The following is a 21,203-nucleotide window of genomic DNA, read 5'->3' on the forward strand; positions in this document are numbered from 1 at the left end:
GTACGCAAGTGAATGATATCGTAACCGTAATAAATCTTGCGTATGTCGTGGCAGCGGCACTATTCATACTGGGCCTTAAATTACTTAGCCATCCTGATACGGCGAAAAAAGGTAATTTTATATCGGCTATTGGTATGCTGGTTGCTGTAGTTGTTACCCTTCTCGACCAGCAAATCATCAGTTATCACTTTATCCTTTTAGGCTTTGTTATTGGTGGTGCATTTGGTGCGTGGAAAGCCAAGACCGTTGAAATGACGGCGATGCCTGAAATGGTCTCGCTATTTAACGGCTTTGGCGGCGCAGCGTCATTGCTTTTGGGTTGGGCTACGTTAGCAGGCATGAGTCTGATCACCCTTAAAACCGAAAGCGCGTTTACCTTTATCACCCTGTTTTTCACTATTTTAGTGGGGGGCGTTACCTTCTCTGGCTCGGTTGTGGCGTGGGGTAAACTGTCGGGCAAAATGAGCTCAAAAGCGGTGATTTTCACCGGGCTTCGCGAACTTAGTGTTTTGCACTTAATCGGTATGGTGGTTATAGGTTACTTCTTTACTACCGACCCAAGTAACCCCGTATGGATTTACTGTGCGATTGCGTTGTCTTTAAGCTTCGGCTTGTGGGCTACTATCTCCATTGGCGGGGCAGACATGCCGGTGGTTATTGCGCTGCTAAATAGCTATTCAGGTGTGGCGGCGTGTGCAGCGGGTCTTGCTACAGGCAATACCATACTTATCGTTACGGGCTTATTAGTAGGGGCTTCAGGGCTCATTCTTACCAACATTATGTGTAAAGCGATGAACCGCTCCTTGATGAATGTGCTTCTGTCTGGCTTTGCTAAGCCAGTGGAGGCGGGTGAAAAGATTGAAGGTGAAATTAAGGTACTGTCTGCACAAGATGCCTTCTACGTATTGGAAGCAGCGCAAGCGGTGCTGGTTGTACCGGGTTACGGTATGGCGGTTGCGCAAGCGCAGCATGCTGTGCGCGAACTTCAATCGTTGCTAGAAGAAAACGGCTGTACGGTTGATTACGCTATTCACGCGGTAGCAGGGCGTATGCCTGGGCACATGAACGTGTTGCTTGCCGAAGCCGACGTTCCTTACGATCAGCTATACGAAATGGACGATGTTAACCCACGCATGGAAAACTACGATGTGGTCATTGTTATTGGCGCTAACGACGTTGTTAACCCAGCCGCGAAGGAAATGAAAGGCAGCCCCATCTATGGAATGCCGGTCATTGAGGCATACCGTGCTAAGACCGTCTTTGTATTAAAACGCTCTGCGAATGCTGGATTTGCTGGTGTTGATAACCCGCTGTTTTTCAAAGACAACACGCGCATGGTGCTAGGTGACGCGAAAGACACTATTAACAGCATCATTCGCGAGTTTGGAGACGATTAAAACTACGTGCTTCTGACATTATTAATGTGATTTAAAAGGCCTGCTCAAAACCAGGCCTTTTATTTTTAAAGTGTATTAAACTTAACTGTAAAGTATACATCTTTAATTGAGATCCAGACCTTTCATCTCTAGTATGTCGCTAGCGAAGTAGTGAAACACGGCATAGAGACGAAGAGGTTCAGGAAGACATGTCTACGACTCCCTTTCAGATAGAGCAGTTTAGAAACTGTATGTTGGTGGCGCTTCGCGGTAAGTGGACAATGTCTACCAACATCCAATATCTTGCCAAGCTCTCGGAAAGCTTAAAAGCTCGGCAAGGTAGGCCTTTTCACTTATTCGTAGATATGCGCGGCTGGCAAATACCTAAATCAGATAATTTCAACCAAATTAAATCATCCATAACGTTAGATAGGCGAAACCAGTTAAGCGAACTGTGGTTAGAAAATGATGAGACAGACGCCGAACATATTGCTAGAAGGTTTTTTAATTCACCTTCGACTAAACTGGGATTTACACTATTCCGTACTAAGAACGTTTCAGATTTTATAACGCACTGTGAAGATAAAGCGGATGACGTGGTTATGGAGTATGTTCGATCATGGATAGCGCTTTAAAGGCGCTTGTTCGATAAACAAAATTAGTCGCGACAATAGATATTTTACGTCGCAACTACTATCGCGTTCAGTCCTTCGTTGTCTATAATACGCAGCTTATTTTCGCACTTTCTCTGCTAGGTAGTAGCCTAGCCCACTTACAAATAGGTGAATAAATTGTCAGATTGGAGCATCGAAGAAGCGGAGCGCGTCTATGGCGTATCTCAATGGGGTGGTGGCTATTTTCAAATTGGTGAAAACGGCAATGTCCATATAACCCCTGTTCCTGAAGATCCTAGCATTCAAATCGACTTTAATTCGGTGATTGAAGATATCCGCAAAGAAGGCGTTCAATTCCCCGTCGTTGTTCGTTTCCACGATATCCTACGTTCGCAAGTTGCAGGCTTAAATAAAGCATTCAGAAGTTCTATTGAAGAAGCTGAATACCAAGGCCAGTATCAAGGCGTATACCCGGTTAAAGTTAACCAAATGCGCGAAGTCGTTGAAGAAATCGTCGATGCCGGTAAACCTTTTAACTACGGTTTAGAAGCGGGTTCAAAAGCCGAGTTGCTCACTGTGCTTGCTATGAACACTAACGAAGAGTCGCTGACGATATTAAATGGCTATAAAGACGATGAAGTAATGCGTCTTGCCCTATTAGGCAGAAAGCTAGGCCGCCGGGTTGTCGTGGTTGTCGAGAAGTACACCGAGCTTCTTCTGCTGGTAAAAATAGCAAAAGAGCTAGACATCGATCCTATCATTGGTGTGCGCTCGAAAATGACAGTGAAAGGTCGTGGTAAATGGGAAAGTTCTGGTGGCGAACGTGCGAAATTTGGTTTGACTATCACGGAAATTATCAACGCAGCGCGCTACTTAGAAGAGCAAGGCATGGCGCATTGCTTGAAGCTTCTTCACTTCCATATTGGTAGCCAGTTGACTGATATCCGCGCGGTAAAAGAAGCGATCACCGAAGGTGCGCGTATTTATGCCGATCTTCATAAAATGGGCTTCGAGCTCGACTATGTAGACGTAGGTGGTGGCTTGGGCATCGACTACGATGGCAGTAACTCAACCAATGAGTCTTCACGCAACTACAGCATGCAAGAATATGTTGCAGACGTGGTCTACGGCATGAAAGAAATGTGTGATTTAGAAGGTGTGCCACATCCACACCTTGTTAGCGAAAGCGGTCGGGCTATCACTGCACACCATAGCTGTGTTATCACTGAGATTGTGGGTGAGATTAAGTCTAACGCATCGCACATGGACACATCGGCAGCCGAGGGCGAGCACTTCTTCCTGAAAAACATGCGTGAACTTGCAGATACGTTTGATGAACAAACAAATATGCATGAGATTTATAACGACGCGTCTCAGTATAAAGAGCAAGCGCTTGATGCGTTTAAGCTGCGAGTGTTGTCGCTAGAAGAACTCGGAAAAATAGAAACCTTGTACTGGCAAATTATGGGTCGGTTACAGCAGTGGTATCGCAACGCAGAGTATGTACCAGAAGAGTTGCAAGAACTAGACTACAGCCTGTCGTCTCAGTATTTGTGTAATTTCTCTGTCTTTCAGTCGGCAGCGGATACATGGGCCATCGACCAGCTTCTGCCCGTAGTGCCGTTAACGCGCATGAACGAAGAGCCCACGATTAATTGCTCGTTAGTGGATATTACCTGTGACAGTGACGGTAAGATTGACCAGTTTACCATCGGTCGTGAAATTACCGACATACTGCCTATGCACCCGCTCAAGAAAGACGAACCTTACTATGTGGGGCTTTTCTTAACGGGCGCGTATCAAGACGTAATGGGTGATATGCACAACTTATTTGGTCGGTTAAATGAGGTGCATATTTACAGCTATGATGATGACCCTGAAGACTTTTATATTGAAGAAGTGGTGAAGGGCTCATCGGTAGAAGATGTATTGAACATCATGCAGTACAACCCACGCGCAATGGCGTCAGACGTGAAGCGTCTTATCGACAAGCAAGTGTGGGATGGAAAATTGAACCCTCGAGAAGGCGTACGATGGACTGACTTCTACGAAAGTTGTTTAGAAGGTTACACTTACCTTAAACAGTAACAACCGTGGATTGTGCTCTGTTACTGCGTATAGGGTCAACAGGCTTATTGAGCCGATACTGATATTAAATATCTGTATCGGCTTCTTTCAAATAGCGTTTCCACAGTTCGGCAGTCGTTGAATTAATCATATTAGACTCTGCATTCATTAGCATTACGTAACCGACTTTGTGTTCGGGTGAAAATGCTACGTCGGCGCGATAACCTTTCACCCAACCGCCGTGATAATTGAGCTTCACGCCATTTAAGTCATAAACACGCCAGCCTAATCCATAGTGCGCATCATCAATCAAACCGCGCCAGCCTCTTCTGTAAGTTTCCCTTTTTGTCTTTACCCGTTCGGTGGTGACATAGTCGACCATCTCTTCAGAAACAACGGTGGGGAATTCTCCAAGCAACGCCTGTAAATATATCGTCATGTCTGAAATGCTGGCATTCACGCCCGCCGCTGGAGAAAACCGGTAGTAGTTACTCTCCACTTTTCCTTCACGCCATTTGTTTCTTGCGATGGCGATATGAGGATGAGCCCAGGAGTCTGAGGCAAGCAACCCTCCCTTGCCGACGCTAGCAGTTTTCATCCCCAGTGGCGCAAACAAGTTGGCTTGAAGCTGACGAGAATAAGAGGTGTTGTTGTTACTAAAGTAATACTCTAATGCACCAAATAGGGCATTTTGATAGGTGTAGCATTCGCCTGGCTCACATAAGGGTTCAAGCTCACCTAATGACTTGAGAACCCGTTCTAGTGAGTAGTCTGCTTCGATAAGGTTGTCGTAGGCGTTTGGCATGAAGCCACTAGACTGGCCAACAATGTGTTGTAATTGTAGTGCTCCCATACCTTTTCCTTTGAAAGGAATATCAGGTAGCAATGTGGTGATGGGCGTTTCCCAGTTTAGCTGCTTTTTTTCAACAAGCTTTGCGGAAAGTAATGCCGTAAACGTTTTTGATACCGAGGCTAAGCGAAATACGGTGTCTGGCGTAATTTTCTCACCCCCAGCTTTTTGGGTCTTCCCATATACATAAACCCGTGGGGCTTTGCCCTGCTCATAAAAAACAAAAGCATACCCGGGCACATTGTATTTGGCCGCTTCTTTTTGCACATGGCTGGCGTAATCATCCAGCCAGTCAGCGGCTACACTTTGTGAAGCAACCAGCAGCATAACTACTAGCCAGCAATGAGACAGGCGCAACAGCAAGAAGCGCAGAGAGTTCAGCATACAGTCACTCGTTATGCCAGCGGGTTAAAAAGAAATCCACCAGGCGTTCATTATTATTATCGCGTTATTATGCGTTTAGCCGCTCTAATGATCAAATGTCGCTATTCGTGGTCACTAATTAGTTTTTTATTCAGTTCTGATTTTGTCGCACTTAATTTCTTAATTGACGATACACTTATCTGCATTGATTAACCTGTAACAACACATGGCGAGTTTATGGCAGACAGTGCTGCTTCAATAACATCTCTGTTAGATGAAAGTGTTTTCTCAAAAGCCAGACTTAGTCGTGATCCTCGCTTTGATGGCCGCTTTTTCGTTGCGGTAAAAACAACCGGCATTTTTTGCAGGCCTATCTGCCCAGCACGTTTACCCCTTGAAGAGAACGTCACCTACTATCAATATGCCACGCAGGCGAGAAAAGAGGCGGTACGCCATTTTGCAGGTTTATTTTTAGACGGCAATAACCCAAGCCACGAAGCGATACTAGCAATCAAGGGAGTTGGGCATTGGACTCTCGATTATTTAAAGATGCGGGGTGAGCGAAACCCTGATATTTATCTGAATGGTGATTTGATCGTACGTAAAATGGCAGCCCAGTATCCAATTGAACCGGATAAAGCGGCGCCATGGCGCAGTTATTTAACCCTTCAATTGTGGCAACTAAGTAACCAGCAAAAAGAATTATAACCATGATATTTACGAGCTTTGTAAACAGTCCCGAAGGGCCGATTAGAGTAAATGCCAATAACTCGGGAATAACCGGCGTTCAATTTGTAGCGTCACATAAAGACGAAGACGTAGCGTTTGGCACCGAAGAGAATAGTAACGCCATAACGAAAGAAGCGTGCAGGCAACTTAACGCCTATTTTGAAAAAAGATTACGTGAGTTTGACCTACCTCTGGCTCCTGACGGAACCCGTTTTCAGCATTTAGTGTGGAAAGCGTTGCAGTCAGTACTTTATGGGGAAACGGCCAGTTATCTAGATATTGCGAATGCCATAAGCAATCCAAAAGCGGTGCGTGCCGTTGGTATGGCAAATGGTCGCAATCCTATTGCGATTATAGTGCCTTGCCATCGTATAATTGGTAGCAACAAAACCCTAACCGGCTACGCAGGTGGTTTACCGCGTAAGCAATACTTATTGAATTTAGAAGGGGCCCAAGGGGTGCTCTGGCCATAAAAGAATGGTCATAAGAGAATGGCCATACAAGAATGGTCATAAGAGAGTGAGTCATAAAAGAATGGTGACAAGAGAATGGCAATAAGAGACATTATCTCGCTTTTAGTTTTAGCGGGTATTTGGGGCGGCTCATTTATTTTTATGCGGGTGGCTGCCCCAGAATTTGGCATCTATGTGTTGGTGGCAATACGTACCTTGCTAGCAACTGCGGTGTTATTGCCTTTACTGTTGATACGCGGCTCGGTGCGAGAGATTAAGCATCATTGGTTTGCCATAGCGCTAGTAGGAATGGCAAATACCGCCGTTCCCTTTGTGTTATTTAACTATAGTAGTTTGCATTTAGAGGCTGGAGTCAACGCCATTTTAAACGCTACAGCGCCCATGTTCGGCGCGATTGTGGCTTGGCTTTGGCTCGGTGACAAACTGAATAAATCAGCAATAGCTGGCCTTTTTGTGGGTTTTATCGGTGTTACTGTGATTAGCCAGCAAAAGCTAGGCGAGGGAGATGTCAGCTTTTTGCCTATTCTTACGGCACTTCTTGCTACGACGGGATACGGTATTGCGGCCTGTATGATGAAAAAATGGCTGCAAGGGGTAAAGCCCTTGGTGGTGGCGACGGGAAGTCAGGCCATGGCCAGCGTAATGCTCGCGCCCTTTGCTCTTGCTACTTTACCTGAAGCTATGCCAAGCGCTAATGCGTGGCTAAATGCCGTGGCATTGGCCGTAGGTGGAACAGGCATTGCTTATATTTTATATTTTAAGCTCATTGCCGATATCGGCCCAGCCAAGGCCATTACAGTGGCTTACTTAGTACCGCTGTTTGGTATTATCTGGGGCGTACTTTTTTTACAAGAACATCTGTCTTTGCAGACCATTGTGGGCGGTTTAATGATTTTATTCGGTGTAGCGTTAACAACAGGCGTTCTCAAACGAAAACGCCTTAAAGTAAAGCCTGCGTGAATTAGTCGATAAGCTGCATTCTTACTAGATTGCTTCCGTCGCGTTTAGCCTGATACAGCGCGTCTTCAGCGTGAGCCGTGACCTCGTGCATAGCCCGAGGCGATGCAGTAAAGGAAAGCCCAATAGATGCCGTGATCACGAGGTCCGGTAACTCTTGTAATGGTGGTAATGTCGCTATGCCGTGGCGAAGGTTTTGAGCTATATCAAACGCTACATGAGGACCTGTTTGCGGCAGTAAAATAAGAAACTCAGCGCTGCTCCACCTGCCTAAGATATCCTGCTCTCTTAAATGTTCTGCCAAGTAAGAGACTAGCTTATCGAGTATATCATCACCTACGTTGCGTCCATGCGCATCAACGATATCTGAAAATTCATCTACGCTAATCAGCATTACGCTCAATGACTTGTGCTCAGCTAACAAGGTTTTATAGATAAGCTGCAAATTGTCTTTTTCTGGTAGCCGGTTGCTGTGACGAACTACCAGATCTGGCTGCATGTCTTTTCTGAAGTAATAGAGCAAGTTGTAAATCAGCAGGAATAACGAAAACACGACAACTAATAAGGTCACCACGCTGAAAATAAAGGCTTGAGAAATTTCTGCTTGGCGATCTTCAAGCGGGCTCAACAGGAAGACGGTCCAACCAAACTGGTTGAGTTTTACCTCTGCAATGAGGAAGTCTTTTTGGTCGATTGTGACGAGCTTATTGTTTAACGCCTGTTCGTTTTGAACAACAAGTGGAAGGCTCGCATACCATGGTAACTCAGATAAATTGGTAAAGTCTGAATAGGAGGCGATTAGGCTGGGATCGGAGGACAACATAATGTCTCCCTGACCGTCTACAAACAAAAAGTCATAGCCATACTCTTGCTTGTAAGTGTCAAATATCTCGATAAAGCTGCGCAGACTTTTGCCTACACCGAAAAAGCCTAAGAATCGTCCGTCTTCATCGTGAATTTTAATATCGATATAGAAATGGGTGTCTTCCCACTTGCCAATGTCTGCTACCGCATCTGCCGGGTAATCACGATACTTAAAATACCAGCTAACTTCGCCTTCAATGAGATTGATAATGCTGCCGTCAGAATTGTATTGTTTTCTATCGGCTTCCGCAGCGATAAAAAACGATAGGCCAAACTCATTTTCAAGTCGATCCAATGTTTTGAATACCGCGTCTTTATCAATGGTTTCCCCATTCATAAGTTCTACCAACTCGGTAGAGTGACCAAGGGCGTCTGATATGTGCAGAGGTTTCAGCAATTGCTCTACAATTAATGAAATTGCAGGCGACAACGACTGCTGTTGCGCGCGGCTTTGCTCGGCAACAATTTTTGAAATACTGAAATGGACAAGTGTTACGATTGCGATAACCACTACCGCAAATAACACCAAAATACTTCTATGTAATGTACGAAATGTGTTCACAGACTGCGCATGCTCCCTTGCCTGACTGAACCTTACCTAAGACTGCGAGTATACCCGTTGCAATTATGAACTACTAGGTGGCTCACCGTAAGTTTAGACTAAATAACGAAGCGTAAAAGCGCAATGTGAAGTCGTCCGGTCGGACCTCGAAGTGAATCAATCGCTGACATATTGGTGGGCCTTGGTTACACTATGCTCCGATTTTCATTCTCTTTGCGAAATAAAGGAATTATATGGCTTTCTCAGTGGTTGTTTTAGCGGCGGGTAAAGGTACTCGCATGAAGTCTTCGTTACCTAAGGTTTTACACAAGGTAGGCGGCGTACCTATGGTACAGCGCATTATTAATACGGTTAAGTCGCTCGGCGCTGATAGCATTCATTTAGTATACGGTCATGGCGGCGACCAGCTAAAGGCAACGGTCGTTGAGGAGAATCTGAACTGGTGCTTGCAGGCCGAGCAGTTGGGAACAGGCCATGCAGTGCAACAAGCGGCTCCGCATATCAAAGACAATGAAGATGTATTGATTCTTGTAGGAGATGCACCACTTATTCGTGAAGAAACCCTGAGTGCGTTGAAGGCTGCAAAAGAAAACTGCGATTTAGCGTTGCTTACCGTGAACTTGGATGATCCCACAGGTATGGGGCGCATCATTCGTGAAAACGACAATATAACGGCTATCGTAGAACACAAAGACGCGACTGATGAACAGCGTGAAATCAAAGAAATCAACACGGGCATGATGATGATGTCCGGATCAGACCTCAAACGTTGGTTAGGTGAATTAAGTAATGATAATGCGCAAGGCGAGTACTATCTCACCGACGTAATTGCAATGGCAGCATCAGAAGGCAAGCGTATCCAGTCTGCTCAGCCTCAATCTGCAGTTGAAGTGGAAGGTGTGAACAACCGGTTACAGCTGGCAAACCTGGAACGTGCACTTCAACGTCGCCACGCTGACGAATTAATGACTAATGGTGTAACACTATTAGACCCTGCTCGTTTTGACTTGCGCGGACAGTTAGATAACGGCAACGATGTGGTTATAGACGTGAACGTCATCGTTGAAGGTACGGTTACTCTTGGCAATAACGTTATCATTGGCGCTAATTGTATTCTACGCAACTGCACTATTGCCGATAACGCTGTTATAGAACCAAATTCTATAGTCGAAGAAGCGAGTGTTGGAGAGGGTTGTACAGTAGGGCCATACGCCAGACTACGACCAGGCGCCGTTATGCAAAAAAATGCCAAAGTAGGCAACTTTGTTGAAATGAAAAAAGCGGTATTAGGTGAAGGCGCAAAAGCTAATCACCTAACCTATTTGGGCGATGCCGAAGTAGGTGCTAAAGCCAATATCGGTGCAGGCACCATCACCTGTAACTATGATGGCGTGAATAAATCAAAGACAGTGATCGGTGAAAATGCTTTCATCGGTTCGAACTCGTCACTTGTAGCACCTGTAAACATCGGTAAAGGAGCAACAGTGGGGGCGGGTTCAGTGATCACCTCAACGGTAGACGACGACGCTTTGGCTGTTGCACGTGGTAAACAGCGCAATATTCCGAACTGGCCGCGTCCGACGAAAAAATAAAAGCACCCCTCGCTTTCTAATGGGCTTAACAGAAGTACAAAACATTCTGTTAGCCCATTTCCCCAGCATTATTATTTAAAAACAAACTGGTTTAGCCCGCAATCCAGTCAAGAGTATCGTCCCCTCTATTTTTCACAGGCATTCGCAAGTGCGGTGCTGAAAAATAATGAACCTCTGGCCGATGTATCACTCTATCTCTTTTATAGTGTGTATTCACTTACCTTTAAATAGCTATCTAAAAAGGAGCTACAATGATATCTACTTTACTGGTTGGCTTTGGATTTTCTGCAACCACCTTTCATTTACCTTTTCTCAATTATCTACCGCAGTTTTCTGTAGATGTGGTTATTTCGTCAAAACCGGATGCGGTCAAAGCGGTGCTGCCTCACGCAGAAATCTACAGTTCGTTAGAAGAAGCATTAAAAATTCACGATGTTGATTTAGTGATCATTACCACCCCTAATCATCTTCATAGCCAGCAAGCGAGGGTAGCGTTAGAGCACAGTTGTCATGTGTTGGTAGAAAAACCTTTCACATTAAACAGTGAAGAAGCAGAAGCCTTGGTTGACCTCGCTAACGCGCAGAATAAACAGCTGTGTGTGTATCACAACAGGCGCTTCGACGGTGATTTTCTTACTATTAAAAAGCTAATTGATGATGGACGTCTTGGTGAAATTAGACGCCTTGAAAGCCGTTTTGATCGTTTTCGCCCCATTCCACGCAACAGATGGCGTGAAAATGCAGGGCCTGGCAGCGGCATATTCTGGGATTTGGGCCCCCACTTAATCGACCAAGCTTTGCAGCTTTTTGGCGAGCCGAAAGAAGTGTCGGCAAGCATACAGACATTGCGCGAAAATGGGCAATCAGATGATACGTTCGATGTGACGCTTCATTACAGTGACAAGGTTGTGAAGCTAGGCAGCTCAGCCTTCCAAGCGGGGGCAACACTGCGTTACGATTTGCAAGGTACAAAAGGCAGCTTTCGAAAATTCTATTTAGACCCTCAAGAAGATCAGCTGCGAGCAGGTCTGTCTTTTGATGATGAGAATTGGGCCCTAACCAATAACAAGGAAAATGGCGTATTAGCTTTTACCAACGAAAGCGGCGAGCTAGTGGAAGAAACGGTTGCAACGCTAAAAGGCGAATATATCACGTTCTTCAATCGTCTTGCTCATGCTATTGAAGACGGTAAATTCTCGCCAGCAGATGCGAGTACGGTTATACCTGTTATCAAAGTTATCGAGCTAGCTATAACAGCGAGTGCCCAAAAGGTATCGCTGACGTTTAATTAAACAATTACCTTGATCAACATTTCAATTTAACTTACGATGCTTTCACTTTAAAATTTATATCTTTCGTTTTGAAAGTTATGGCTTGAAGGTTGAAAGCGTGTTTGCGGCGGCTTCGGTCGACTTTTCAACGGCTTGTGCTCAATTGGAGCAATGCTTACGGGAAGGTTTAACGAGAAGTCCGCAAGAGCATCGAGGTTGTATTGAAAAGTAGTAAGTCAGTTGAACAGCGCCGCCAGCAGATAGTGGCGTGGGTAAAAGAACATGGCCAATCGCACGTTGAAGATTTGGCCGTGCGTTTTGCTACGTCTGAAGTGACTATCCGAAAAGATCTAGCCGCCCTTTCCCAGCAAGGTTTGCTTATTCGTCAGTTTGGTGGCGCAGTACCCGTACCGGCTATAGCTACAGCCGCACACACTGAATCTTATCAATCCACCACCTTAAATGGTTTCACGAATCAGGCTGCTAGCTCGACAATAAATGCCATAGGTCAACGAGCAGCAAGCTTGGTGAAACCAGGCAGCAAGTTAGTTATAGATTGCGGCTCTACAACCGCATCAGTGTTGCCCCATTTATCACAATTCGATGACTTGGTGGTAATGACCAATACACTATCTACCGCCAATTTTCTTACCCAATGCGAGAATGAACCTACTGTTTTGATGGTGGGGGGAACCTGGGATGCACAGTCTCAGTCCTTTCAAGGCGCCATGGCTGAACAGTTAGTTAGTGCCTATAGTTTTGATATTGCGTTTATTGGCGCTGCGGGCATAGATGTAAACAGAGGCACCACCACCTTTAACGAGCTAATTGGTGTTACTCGCGCGATGGCCGCGGCGGCCAGTAAAGTGGTGGTATTAGCCAGCTCAAAAAAACTCACCCATAAAATGCCTAACCTAGAGCTGAGCTGGAAAAACATCTCTGTTTTAATCACTGATGAAGGCATTAGTGATGAAGACAAACTTAATATTGAAAATCAGGGCGTGACCGTGCTTATTGCAGCGCCGAGTGGAGAATAATTATGTGTGGAATTGTTGGCGCTGTTGCTGAACGTAACGTGGTAGAAATTCTTCTAGAAGGGTTAAAAAGACTCGAATATCGCGGCTATGACTCAGCCGGTGTGGCGCTATTGCAAAACGACGGTACCCTCACCCGTATTCGTCGTACAGGTAAGGTACAAGAGCTGGCTGACGCGGTAGCAGAAGGTGCAGCGCTAGGTTCAACAGGTATTGCGCACACTCGCTGGGCGACCCACGGTGGTGTAACTGAAGCAAACGCTCACCCTCACTTCTCTACCGAGCGCGTCGCCGTTGTTCACAACGGCATTATTGAAAACTACGTAAATCTAAAAGCGCAGTTAAAAGAAAAAGGCTATACCTTCACTAGCGACACCGACACGGAAACCATTGCACACACCGTGCATGAAGAGCTTAAAGCGGGTAAGCCCCTTCTAGATGCAGTACAAAGTGCGGTTAAGACATTCCATGGTGCTTACGGCACAGTGATTATGGATAAGGAAGATCCAAGCCGCGTAGTGGTTGCACGTTCGGGCAGCCCGCTAGTTATAGGCTTAGGACTTGGCGAAAACTTTATTGCGTCAGACCAAATGGCATTGTTGCCAGTAACACGCCGTTTTATTTTCTTAGAAGAAGGCGACGTGGCGGAAATCACACGTCGCGACGTTAAGATCTTCGATAAAGACGGCAATGCCGTTGAGCGCGAAATCATTGAGTCGAACATCGAGCACGATGCTGGCGATAAAGCGGGTTACCGCCACTATATGCTTAAGGAAATTCACGAGCAGCCAACGGTAGTGCGCAACGCATTGAAAGACCGTATTGATGAAAACGGACTTACCGTTGATGTCTTTGGTCAAGGTGCTGACGAGATATTCAAAAAAGTTCAACACGTACAAATTATTGCCTGCGGTACTAGCTATCATGCTGGTATGACAGCACGGTACTGGCTAGAACAGTATGCCAATATATCCTGTAACGTAGAAATTGCTTCAGAGTTTCGCTACCGCAAGTCAGTGGTACACCCAAACAGCTTGCTTATTACTATTTCTCAATCAGGCGAAACAGCCGATACGTTAGCGGCGCTTCGCTTGGCAAAAGAGCTGGGTTATATGTCTAGTTTGACCATTTGTAACGTTCAGGGCTCGTCACTGGTTCGTGAATCTGACCTAGCGTTTATGACCCGCGCGGGCGCAGAAATAGGTGTGGCGTCTACCAAAGCCTTTACCACACAGCTCGCTGCTTTCTTAATGCTTACGCTAGCACTGGGTAAAGAGAACGGCATGACAGAAACCGACAGTAAGGCCATTATTTCTGCGCTTCATAGCTTGCCGGCGAAGCTAGAAGAAACACTGGCAATTACTGGCGGTATTGAAGATTTAGCCGAAGAATTTGCTGATAAAAATCACAGCTTATTCTTAGGTCGTGGCGACCAATATCCTATTGCTATGGAAGGGGCGTTAAAGCTTAAAGAAATTTCTTACATTCACGCTGAAGCCTATGCCTCAGGTGAATTGAAACACGGCCCCCTTGCGCTTATCGATGACGAAATGCCGGTAATTGTGGTTGCACCAAATAACGAACTGCTTGAAAAGCTAAAGTCGAACGTTGAAGAAGTGCGCGCCCGTGGCGGCATCATGTATGTATTTGCTGATAAAGACGCGGCGTTTGCGGGTGACGAAACCATGCGTGTTATCGACGTGCCTCACTGCGAAGCGGCTATTGCACCTATCATTTATACGCTGCCGCTCCAGTTGTTGTCTTACTATGTGGCGTTAATTAAAGGTACGGACGTTGACCAACCGCGTAACTTGGCGAAGTCTGTTACGGTGGAATAGGGTTAGTTTTGAACGCTTTTTGAAAAACGCTTAATGTCACTAACTTGTAACGTGATTTCATAAGCTGGGTTCATCTACAAGCGATTGCTAAGGCTTGATATCGATAATATGTCGAAATCAGGCCTTTTTGCTTTTTGTGGAAAGCATGTAAATGACGGAGAAATCTGGCTCTCTTATCCTCTTATCCTCTTATCGCTAACGCGTCTTCATTCATCTTACTTTATCCACGCTAGTGGTTGTAAAGCGGCAGCTAGTTCATACTTACATCTCTTTAGATGGTTTAATACGCAAGCGAGGCAAAATGGCTATACCTTACTCACTGCTAGATTTAGCGCCGATATCTGAAGGTTTTGGCGTAAAAGACGCGTTGAACAATTCAACGTTGATGGCTATGGAAGCCGAGCGCAGTGGCTATGAACGTGTGTGGTTAGCGGAGCATCACGGCATGCGTGGTGTAGCTAGTTCCGCCACGTCGGTAGTGTTAACGCACATTGCTAATGCCACATCTATAATTAAGGTTGGTGCGGGCGGTATTATGCTGCCTAATCACGCGCCTTTGGTTATTGCTGAACAATTTGGCACCTTGGCTGAGTTATTCCCTAACCGTATTGAACTTGGGCTGGGTAGAGCGCCGGGCACGGATATGGCAACGGCTCGAGCGCTTCGTCGAAACTTACAAAGTGACGTTGACAGCTACCCAGAAGATATCAAAGAGTTACAACACTATTTTGGTGAGCCGAAAGAAAGGCAGCCCATTGTCGCAGTACCTGGAGCAAATACCCATGTGCCTTTATGGCTTTTAGGTTCTAGCCTATACAGTGCGCAGGTTGCGGCGAGAATGGGTTTGCCCTATTCGTTTGCTTCTCATTTTGCACCCGATGCCTTGTTTGATGCCCTGCATGTGTACCGCAGTATGTTCCAACCTTCAGCGCAATTATCAACACCAAAAACGATGGCGGGCGTAATGGTAGTGATCGCCGATACTGACGAGGAGGCAGAATTGTTGTTCACGTCGGTAAAACAGCAATTTATGAACATGCGACGTGGCCTTAACAAGCCTTTTGCCAAGCCTATGCATAACTTCAACGAGTATTGCACAGCAACGGATGAAGCTATGCTATCAAATGTGCTGAGGTATGCGTTGGTGGGTTCAAAAGAAACGGTCAAAACAAAGCTCAGTAAGTTTGTAGATGCGACACAAATTGATGAAATTATTGTGTCTATGCCCATTTACGATATAGACGCCAGATTGTTTAGTGTTAAAACTTTTGCGGAGTTAGCGTCTTAGTATTTGTCACGTTATTACTCTTTCATAACAGTTGGCTATAACTTCTTCTATGCATTGCTTTCGAATAACCTTATGATACTACTTTAGTAGTGATTTCTCAGTGAGTTATAGCAGGTCGTAGAGAATGGCAAGGATCATAGTTTGCACGTTATTTGCCGTTGTTGCAGCGACGCTGAGCACGGGCTTAGCGCTGGCTAAAGAAGTGTATAATGTCGTTATAGTTGAAACTCTACCTGTCCCGATTGTTACCGAGTCACGCATTGAGTTTGAAAAAGAGTTGGTGCGTATTATGCCCGACTACGACATTAAGGTGACTACCTACGATGCAGAGGGCTCGGAACTTCGCGCTACGGAAATACTCGCCGAGTTAGCTAAACAACCTGCCCCCGATCTAATTGTTTCGGTCGCTACGCTCGCTACACGAGCACTTAATGGGTCTAACCATTTTCTTGATGTACCAAAACTTTTTATGGCGGTTTCTTCGCCCGTAGAAGAAGGCATTGTGCCTGCCATTGGCGCAAGCAGCAAACGCAACATAACGGGTGAGTCACACGTACTCGATGCAAAAGTGAAACTCGACATGTTAGAAGGGGTACTTAAGGCGTCCAACCCGACTACGCCTTTGACCATTGGACTAATTCATTCGACCTATCCATCTTCGAGCAGCTTAGTTAACCAGCTGCTTGCGCTTAACGGAACCTACAAACACATTAATCTTGTAGCCATTAATACTCCTTATTTAGAGGGCGATGAAGGGCTCGTGGCAATGACTGGTAACATTGTTGAAAAATTGCAGCAAAGAAAATCCGAATTAGACGGTTACTGGCTTTCTTCGGGGCCCCTTGCTGAAGCAAATGGGCTGGTGGCTAAAGTAAAAGAAAGAACAGGTTTATTTCCTTTATTTGCAGAGAGTATTTCATCTGTGAAAGAGGGGGCGCTCATTGGGGTGGTATCCGAGCCAGTTAGTATCGGGAAATCAGCGGCAAGAAAAGCTAAGTTGATACTTGAGAACAGTTCGGCGAAAGATATGCCTGTTGGAAAAATGGATACGTATACGGTGGCAGTAAATGTTTCTACAGCCATAAAACTGCAACTACCGATCCCCTCAAATTACCTCAAACTCGCGAAACAACATGTCTATCAGTAGGGTCAGATAAAAAGTTAATATGCGGATTAAAACGAAACTATTGATGATATACATTCCAATATTGCTAATTGGAATGGCAGTGACAGGCTACTGGGCTTATTTAACAGCCTATGATTCAGTGCGTGAACGAGAATATCAGCTTCTTACTCAAACACTCACATTGAACGTTTTGGAAATTATCAACGAACGACGTGAATTACTTATTGAGTCAGGTCTTGAAAACGTACCCGTGTTCAGAGATGCCTATCAAAAAGAGGTATTTGAAGAGCTTGAATCCTTACAGCAGGCAACCAACCGACACTTTGCGATAAGTGATAAAAGTACCGAAACCCTTGTTTTCAGCACTATGAACGCCCCCGTGTTGCTAAATGTAGAGGGCGCCAGCATTGCTACGATTGCCAATCGCACGGTGGCGTTTGGAGAGTCTAACGTCAACGATATAGACGTACTTTTTGCCTGTTCAGAGTTCAATCCGTGGAACTGGAAAGTCACTGTGTTACAGCCAGCTGAACCTTTGCAGTCTTCCTTGTTTACGATAGCGTGGCTCACTTTTCTCGTAACGCTGTTTGCCGTTGTTATTGTTAGCCTTCTAATGGGGCGCGTAACCCAGATTTTGGTTGTATCGCCCATTGAAAAAATAAAGTCGGCCGCTAGCCGAATTGCGGTAGACCATAAAAAGGTCACCATCGATTTACAGCAAAACGATGAACTAGGGGGCCTTGCGCGCGATGTTGAGGCAATGTCTGGTGAAATAGAGCAGTATGTCGCTCAAGCGCAGCAGGCGAATAGAGCAAAAACCGATTTCCTTGCTGTGATGAGCCATGAAATTCGTACTCCGCTTAACGGAATTCAAGGGTTGGCAACATTGCTGCTGGACACGCCGCTTTCAGATAAACAACACCAATATGCAAGTGATTTGAAGTCATCGGCGTCTATTCTTGCAACGGTAATAAACGATGTGCTGGATTTGTCTAAAATTGAGTCTGGCATGTCGGAAGTAGACGTTACTGAATTTGATCTTAACGTTATGTTGAAAGAACTGGTCACGCTACTTGGTACCAATGCCAGCAGTAACAATACGCGTTTGGTATACACAAGTAAAAACCTTGAGTCTGTGGTGGTAACGAGTGATATCACCAAGCTCCGTCAAATCATTATTAATCTGGTAAGCAACGCCATCAAGTTTACGCATAAAGGCACGGTGAGTATTTCCGCTAAGCTAAAAAAGCCGTCAACGGAAACAGTGAGCGAGAACCGCTTGGTCATTGCTGTAAAAGATAGCGGTATTGGTATCGAACCAGATAGGTTAGAACACATTTTTGATAAGTTCACACAGTCTGATTCTTCAATTACCCGAGAATACGGAGGGACAGGTCTTGGGCTTGCCATAGCGAGACAGCTCGCTCAGTTATTAGGTGGAGATATCAAAGTTGCAAGCAAGGTAGGCGAAGGGTCGTGTTTTACCGTTACTGCCAATGTGCAGTCTCGGTTAAACGTTGAGTCTTCAGCTGCTTCATGCCTTGTAAAAAAGGCTCGCGATGGGGGTTTGCCAGCGGGATTGAAAGTACTACTGGCAGAAGATAACGCGATTAACGCAGTAGTAGCACAAGCGCTTCTAGAGCAACTCAATTGTGTTGTTGAGCACGTTGACAATGGACTTAAAGCGGCGGCACGGGTTGAGGACGGTGGTATTGACGTAGTCTTTATGGATGTTCACATGCCAGTGATGGATGGGATAGAAGCGACGAAGCGCATTCGTAAACTGAATGGCGACTTAGGCCAAACGCCGGTGATAGGTTTGACTGCAGAAGCGTTCAAAGAGCGCCATGTAGTATTTAAGGCGTCAGGAATGGACGATATTGTAACCAAACCTGTCACTGTTGAAGCGTTACAAGAAAGCTTAGTAAAACTGGCGCTCGAGCAAGAAGTCGCTGATAATAAGTAGAGTTACTGAGTGTCTTTGTAGGTTTCATAAGTGAATGAACGCATAACGAATAGGGCGCTTAGGTCTACATTCAATCTTGATGCATAGGATGGCGTGTGCGATTTAATAAACCAAGTGAATTGAGGCGCCTGCGTATTGCGCTCATTATCGGCGCTGCACTCGTGCTCATCTTCATGGCCGCTGACTTGATGTTACTACCAAGCACCATGCATCGAGTGTACATATTTGACCGTTTACTCATCCAACTCCCCATCATACTTACTGTCATAGCGATATCCTATTGGCGCAAGTTTATTCAATATAGAGCTATCGTCTTTGCAACCTTGCTTTTCGCTCTTTCATATAGCAACTATTGGCTCATATGGGTATGTTGGGCCGAGCATGATTTTATTTTTCCCTACGAGGGGACTATCTTATATGCCTTCTTCTGTGTTTTTGCACTGGGTATTCCCTTTAAATTAGCGATAACTGTCAACCTTATTAATATACTGGGTTTTCTCGGTCTGATGTGGATAGCGCCTGTTTATGGGGATAGGGTGCCAATTTCCGCAGCATTTGTCTCGGGGTCGCTATTTATTTGTGTATATGCTCGCTACCGTTTAGACCGGAGTGTGCAAATGCTAAAACACACCAACGACAGACTGCTTAAGCTGAGTAAATACGACCCGCTCTCTGACTTATTGAATCGGCGTGCTTTAAGAGAGCAAAGCGAAAAACTGTTGGCGTTAAGTAAACGGCACAAGGTTTCAATGGCAGTATTAATGCTCGATTTAGACGATTTTAAAAAATACAACGATGCTTTTGGCCATCAGCAGGGTGATGAGGCAATTAAAATACAGGCGCGCATTATGAAGCAGGTATTTAAGCGCGAGACAGATATCTTGGGGCGATATGGCGGCGAAGAGTTTATTATCGTGCTCAGCGATATCCAAAAAGACCAAGTGGTAAAGCACTGTCAGGCGTTATTAAATGAATGGAAAGAAGTAGCGATAAAACATGCACAAGATGCGAAGCACCCGCTTGTAAGTTGTTCGATTGGTGTGGTGTTTGCGAAGTCTGTTAATAATTGCTCCATCGACTGGCTTATTGATGAAGCGGATAAAGCGCTTTATGACGCTAAGGAAAGAGGTAAAGCTCAGTTCGTGTTAACAGAGGCCTAGTTTTACAGAAAGAGGGGCGAAACGACGTGCGCCACGCCCACCAATTCTATTGCCCGTGCTTACTAAAGTTTTACAATCATTTTGCCGGTATTTTTACCTTCGAAAAGCATGTTTAAGCCTTTCTCAGCATTTTCTAAACCTTCTATCGTATGTGCGCGGTACTTAATTTTACCTTGCTGTACGTAGGGCGTGAGCTTTTGTAATAGCTGAGGAATTTCACCCCAGTGATCAGGCATAGCAAACCCGCGAATATTGATACGTTTTTTAATTAATGGGATCCAGTTTGGGCCCGGTGAAGGTTCTTCGGACTGATAATCGGCAATCATGCCGCATACAACAATACGGCCATGAGCGTTCATTCTGTTAAATATGTGATGTTGAATAGGGCCGCCGGTATTTTCGAAGAACACGTCAATTTTGTCTGGCGTAAGCTCTGCTAGTTTTTCTTTTAAATCATCTGTCTTGTAGTTGATTGCACCGTCAAAGCCAAGCTCGTTAACTATCCAGTCTGCTTTTTCATCACTACCTACTACACCTATAACTCGCAAGCCGTCAGCTTTTGCAAGCTGGCCTACCATCGAACCCACTGAGCCTGCTGCGCCAGTTACAATAAGTGTTTCGCCTTGTTTAGGCTCGCCAAACTTATAAAGCCCAGTGGTGGCGGTTAAACCCGGCAATGCAAACACACATAGCGCCATTTCTTCTGTCACGCCGTCCTGAAGCTTATTAAATCCAGAGCCGTCACTGAGCACATATTCGCTCCAGCCAGTCATACCCATGACTTTATCGCCAACGGAGAAGTCAGGATTTTTCGACTCAATAACTTCACCCACGCCGCTTGAACGCATTACGTCGCCAAGTTCTACCGGAGGAATATAGCTTTCTCTGTCTTCGCTCATCCAACCAAGCATCGCAGGGTCTAAGGACATATGCGTTTGCTTTATTAGAATTTGACCGTCTTTCGGGGCAGGGATTTCTAGCTCTTTGGTTTCAAAGAGGTGGGGACCAATCTTCCTATCGTCGGGACGTTGAACCAGCGTTATTGCTTTGTATGTTGACATTGTATCCTCCAG

Annotated in this window: 16 protein-coding genes and 1 pseudogene; 14 read left to right on the top strand and 3 right to left on the bottom strand. The window is 45.4% G+C overall.

Annotation, left to right across the window (positions count from 1 at the left end):
* Positions 1 to 8 precede the first annotated feature (8 nt).
* The 3 genes from JC525_RS09400 (at position 9) to speA (ending at position 4,078) form a co-directional block, all read left to right on the top strand.
* Positions 9 to 1,397 carry an NAD(P)(+) transhydrogenase (Re/Si-specific) subunit beta gene (locus tag JC525_RS09400; RefSeq protein ID WP_198815602.1) on the top strand — a complete coding sequence of 463 codons (1,389 nt, stop codon included), beginning with the start codon at positions 9 to 11 and terminating at the stop codon, positions 1,395 to 1,397.
* Between the two features lie 188 nt (positions 1,398 to 1,585).
* Positions 1,586 to 2,011, top strand: coding sequence for an arginine decarboxylase (locus JC525_RS09405; protein WP_198815603.1), 426 nt, complete (start codon positions 1,586 to 1,588; stop codon positions 2,009 to 2,011).
* Between the two features lie 156 nt (positions 2,012 to 2,167).
* Positions 2,168 to 4,078 (top strand): biosynthetic arginine decarboxylase, encoded by a 1,911-nt coding sequence (gene speA, locus JC525_RS09410; protein WP_198815604.1) that lies wholly within the window; start codon positions 2,168 to 2,170, stop codon positions 4,076 to 4,078.
* Between the two features lie 64 nt (positions 4,079 to 4,142).
* Here the strand turns inward: speA and JC525_RS09415 are convergent, their stop codons facing one another.
* Positions 4,143 to 5,291, bottom strand: a complete 1,149-nt coding sequence (locus JC525_RS09415; RefSeq protein WP_198815605.1) for a serine hydrolase domain-containing protein — start codon at positions 5,289 to 5,291, stop codon at positions 4,143 to 4,145.
* 246 nt (positions 5,292 to 5,537) lie between these two features.
* On the opposite strand from JC525_RS09415, the pseudogene JC525_RS20230 reads away from it, so the two are divergent.
* The 3 genes and pseudogenes from JC525_RS20230 to JC525_RS09430 all read left to right on the top strand — a co-directional run.
* Positions 5,538 to 5,705, top strand: a pseudogene (locus JC525_RS20230) (Ada metal-binding domain-containing protein); the annotation flags it as partial.
* Positions 5,706 to 5,980: 275 nt separating this feature from the next.
* Positions 5,981 to 6,472, top strand: a complete 492-nt coding sequence (locus tag JC525_RS09425) for a methylated-DNA--[protein]-cysteine S-methyltransferase (RefSeq protein ID WP_198815607.1) — start codon at positions 5,981 to 5,983, stop codon at positions 6,470 to 6,472.
* A 75-nt stretch (positions 6,473 to 6,547) separates the two neighbouring features.
* Positions 6,548 to 7,432, top strand: a complete 885-nt coding sequence (locus JC525_RS09430; RefSeq protein ID WP_198815608.1) for a DMT family transporter — start codon at positions 6,548 to 6,550, stop codon at positions 7,430 to 7,432.
* 1 nt (position 7,433) lies between these two features.
* On the opposite strand, the gene JC525_RS09435 is transcribed toward JC525_RS09430, so the two are convergent.
* Complete coding sequence (locus JC525_RS09435) at positions 7,434 to 8,855, bottom strand: sensor domain-containing diguanylate cyclase (protein WP_198815609.1); 1,422 nt, start codon at positions 8,853 to 8,855, stop codon at positions 7,434 to 7,436.
* Positions 8,856 to 9,088: 233 nt separating this feature from the next.
* Between JC525_RS09435 and glmU the strand changes: the two genes are divergently transcribed.
* From glmU to JC525_RS09475, 8 genes are all read left to right on the top strand, one after another.
* Complete coding sequence (gene glmU / locus JC525_RS09440) at positions 9,089 to 10,447, top strand: bifunctional UDP-N-acetylglucosamine diphosphorylase/glucosamine-1-phosphate N-acetyltransferase GlmU (protein WP_198815610.1); 1,359 nt, start codon at positions 9,089 to 9,091, stop codon at positions 10,445 to 10,447.
* A gap of 251 nt (positions 10,448 to 10,698) precedes the next feature.
* Positions 10,699 to 11,739, top strand: a complete 1,041-nt coding sequence (locus JC525_RS09445) for a Gfo/Idh/MocA family oxidoreductase (protein ID WP_198815611.1) — start codon at positions 10,699 to 10,701, stop codon at positions 11,737 to 11,739.
* Positions 11,740 to 11,939: 200 nt separating this feature from the next.
* Positions 11,940 to 12,755 (top strand): DeoR/GlpR family DNA-binding transcription regulator, encoded by an 816-nt coding sequence (locus JC525_RS09450; protein ID WP_198815612.1) that lies wholly within the window; start codon positions 11,940 to 11,942, stop codon positions 12,753 to 12,755.
* Between the two features lie 2 nt (positions 12,756 to 12,757).
* Positions 12,758 to 14,590: a glutamine--fructose-6-phosphate transaminase (isomerizing) gene (gene glmS / locus JC525_RS09455; protein ID WP_198815613.1), complete on the top strand. Its 1,833-nt coding sequence runs from the start codon at positions 12,758 to 12,760 to the stop codon at positions 14,588 to 14,590.
* A 301-nt stretch (positions 14,591 to 14,891) separates the two neighbouring features.
* Complete coding sequence (locus tag JC525_RS09460; protein ID WP_198815614.1) at positions 14,892 to 15,878, top strand: LLM class flavin-dependent oxidoreductase; 987 nt, start codon at positions 14,892 to 14,894, stop codon at positions 15,876 to 15,878.
* A gap of 124 nt (positions 15,879 to 16,002) precedes the next feature.
* The gene (locus JC525_RS09465) at positions 16,003 to 17,025 is read left to right on the top strand and encodes an ABC transporter substrate-binding protein (RefSeq protein WP_198815615.1); all 1,023 of its coding nucleotides are present in this window, start codon (positions 16,003 to 16,005) and stop codon (positions 17,023 to 17,025) included.
* Positions 17,026 to 17,068: 43 nt separating this feature from the next.
* The gene (locus JC525_RS09470; RefSeq protein ID WP_233095090.1) at positions 17,069 to 18,970 is read left to right on the top strand and encodes an ATP-binding protein; all 1,902 of its coding nucleotides are present in this window, start codon (positions 17,069 to 17,071) and stop codon (positions 18,968 to 18,970) included.
* A 95-nt stretch (positions 18,971 to 19,065) separates the two neighbouring features.
* Entirely contained in the window at positions 19,066 to 20,130 is a 1,065-nt protein-coding gene (locus JC525_RS09475) for a GGDEF domain-containing protein (RefSeq protein WP_198815617.1), read from the top strand.
* A gap of 62 nt (positions 20,131 to 20,192) precedes the next feature.
* Here JC525_RS09475 and JC525_RS09480 read toward each other — a convergent pair whose 3' ends face one another.
* Entirely contained in the window at positions 20,193 to 21,191 is a 999-nt protein-coding gene (locus JC525_RS09480; RefSeq protein ID WP_198815618.1) for an NADP-dependent oxidoreductase, read from the bottom strand.
* Positions 21,192 to 21,203 lie beyond the last annotated feature (12 nt).

This window comes from Alteromonas sp. IB21, from assembly GCF_016405965.1.
In the GTDB taxonomy this organism is placed as follows: domain Bacteria; phylum Pseudomonadota; class Gammaproteobacteria; order Enterobacterales; family Alteromonadaceae; genus Alteromonas.

Excerpts from the sequence above, each read along its gene's own strand:
- JC525_RS09405 (WP_198815603.1), top strand. The coding sequence starts at position 1,586 with ATGTCTACGACTCCCTTTCAGATAGAGCAGTTTAGAAACTGTATGTTG.
- JC525_RS09415 (WP_198815605.1), bottom strand. The coding sequence starts at position 5,291 with ATGCTGAACTCTCTGCGCTTCTTGCTGTTGCGCCTGTCTCATTGCTGG.
- JC525_RS09425 (WP_198815607.1), top strand. The coding sequence starts at position 5,981 with ATGATATTTACGAGCTTTGTAAACAGTCCCGAAGGGCCGATTAGAGTA.
- JC525_RS09430 (WP_198815608.1), top strand. The coding sequence starts at position 6,548 with ATGGCAATAAGAGACATTATCTCGCTTTTAGTTTTAGCGGGTATTTGG.
- glmU (WP_198815610.1), top strand. The coding sequence starts at position 9,089 with ATGGCTTTCTCAGTGGTTGTTTTAGCGGCGGGTAAAGGTACTCGCATG.
- JC525_RS09445 (WP_198815611.1), top strand. The coding sequence starts at position 10,699 with ATGATATCTACTTTACTGGTTGGCTTTGGATTTTCTGCAACCACCTTT.
- glmS (WP_198815613.1), top strand. The coding sequence starts at position 12,758 with ATGTGTGGAATTGTTGGCGCTGTTGCTGAACGTAACGTGGTAGAAATT.
- JC525_RS09460 (WP_198815614.1), top strand. The coding sequence starts at position 14,892 with ATGGCTATACCTTACTCACTGCTAGATTTAGCGCCGATATCTGAAGGT.
- JC525_RS09465 (WP_198815615.1), top strand. The coding sequence starts at position 16,003 with ATGGCAAGGATCATAGTTTGCACGTTATTTGCCGTTGTTGCAGCGACG.
- JC525_RS09470 (WP_233095090.1), top strand. The coding sequence starts at position 17,069 with ATGATATACATTCCAATATTGCTAATTGGAATGGCAGTGACAGGCTAC.
- JC525_RS09480 (WP_198815618.1), bottom strand. The coding sequence starts at position 21,191 with ATGTCAACATACAAAGCAATAACGCTGGTTCAACGTCCCGACGATAGG.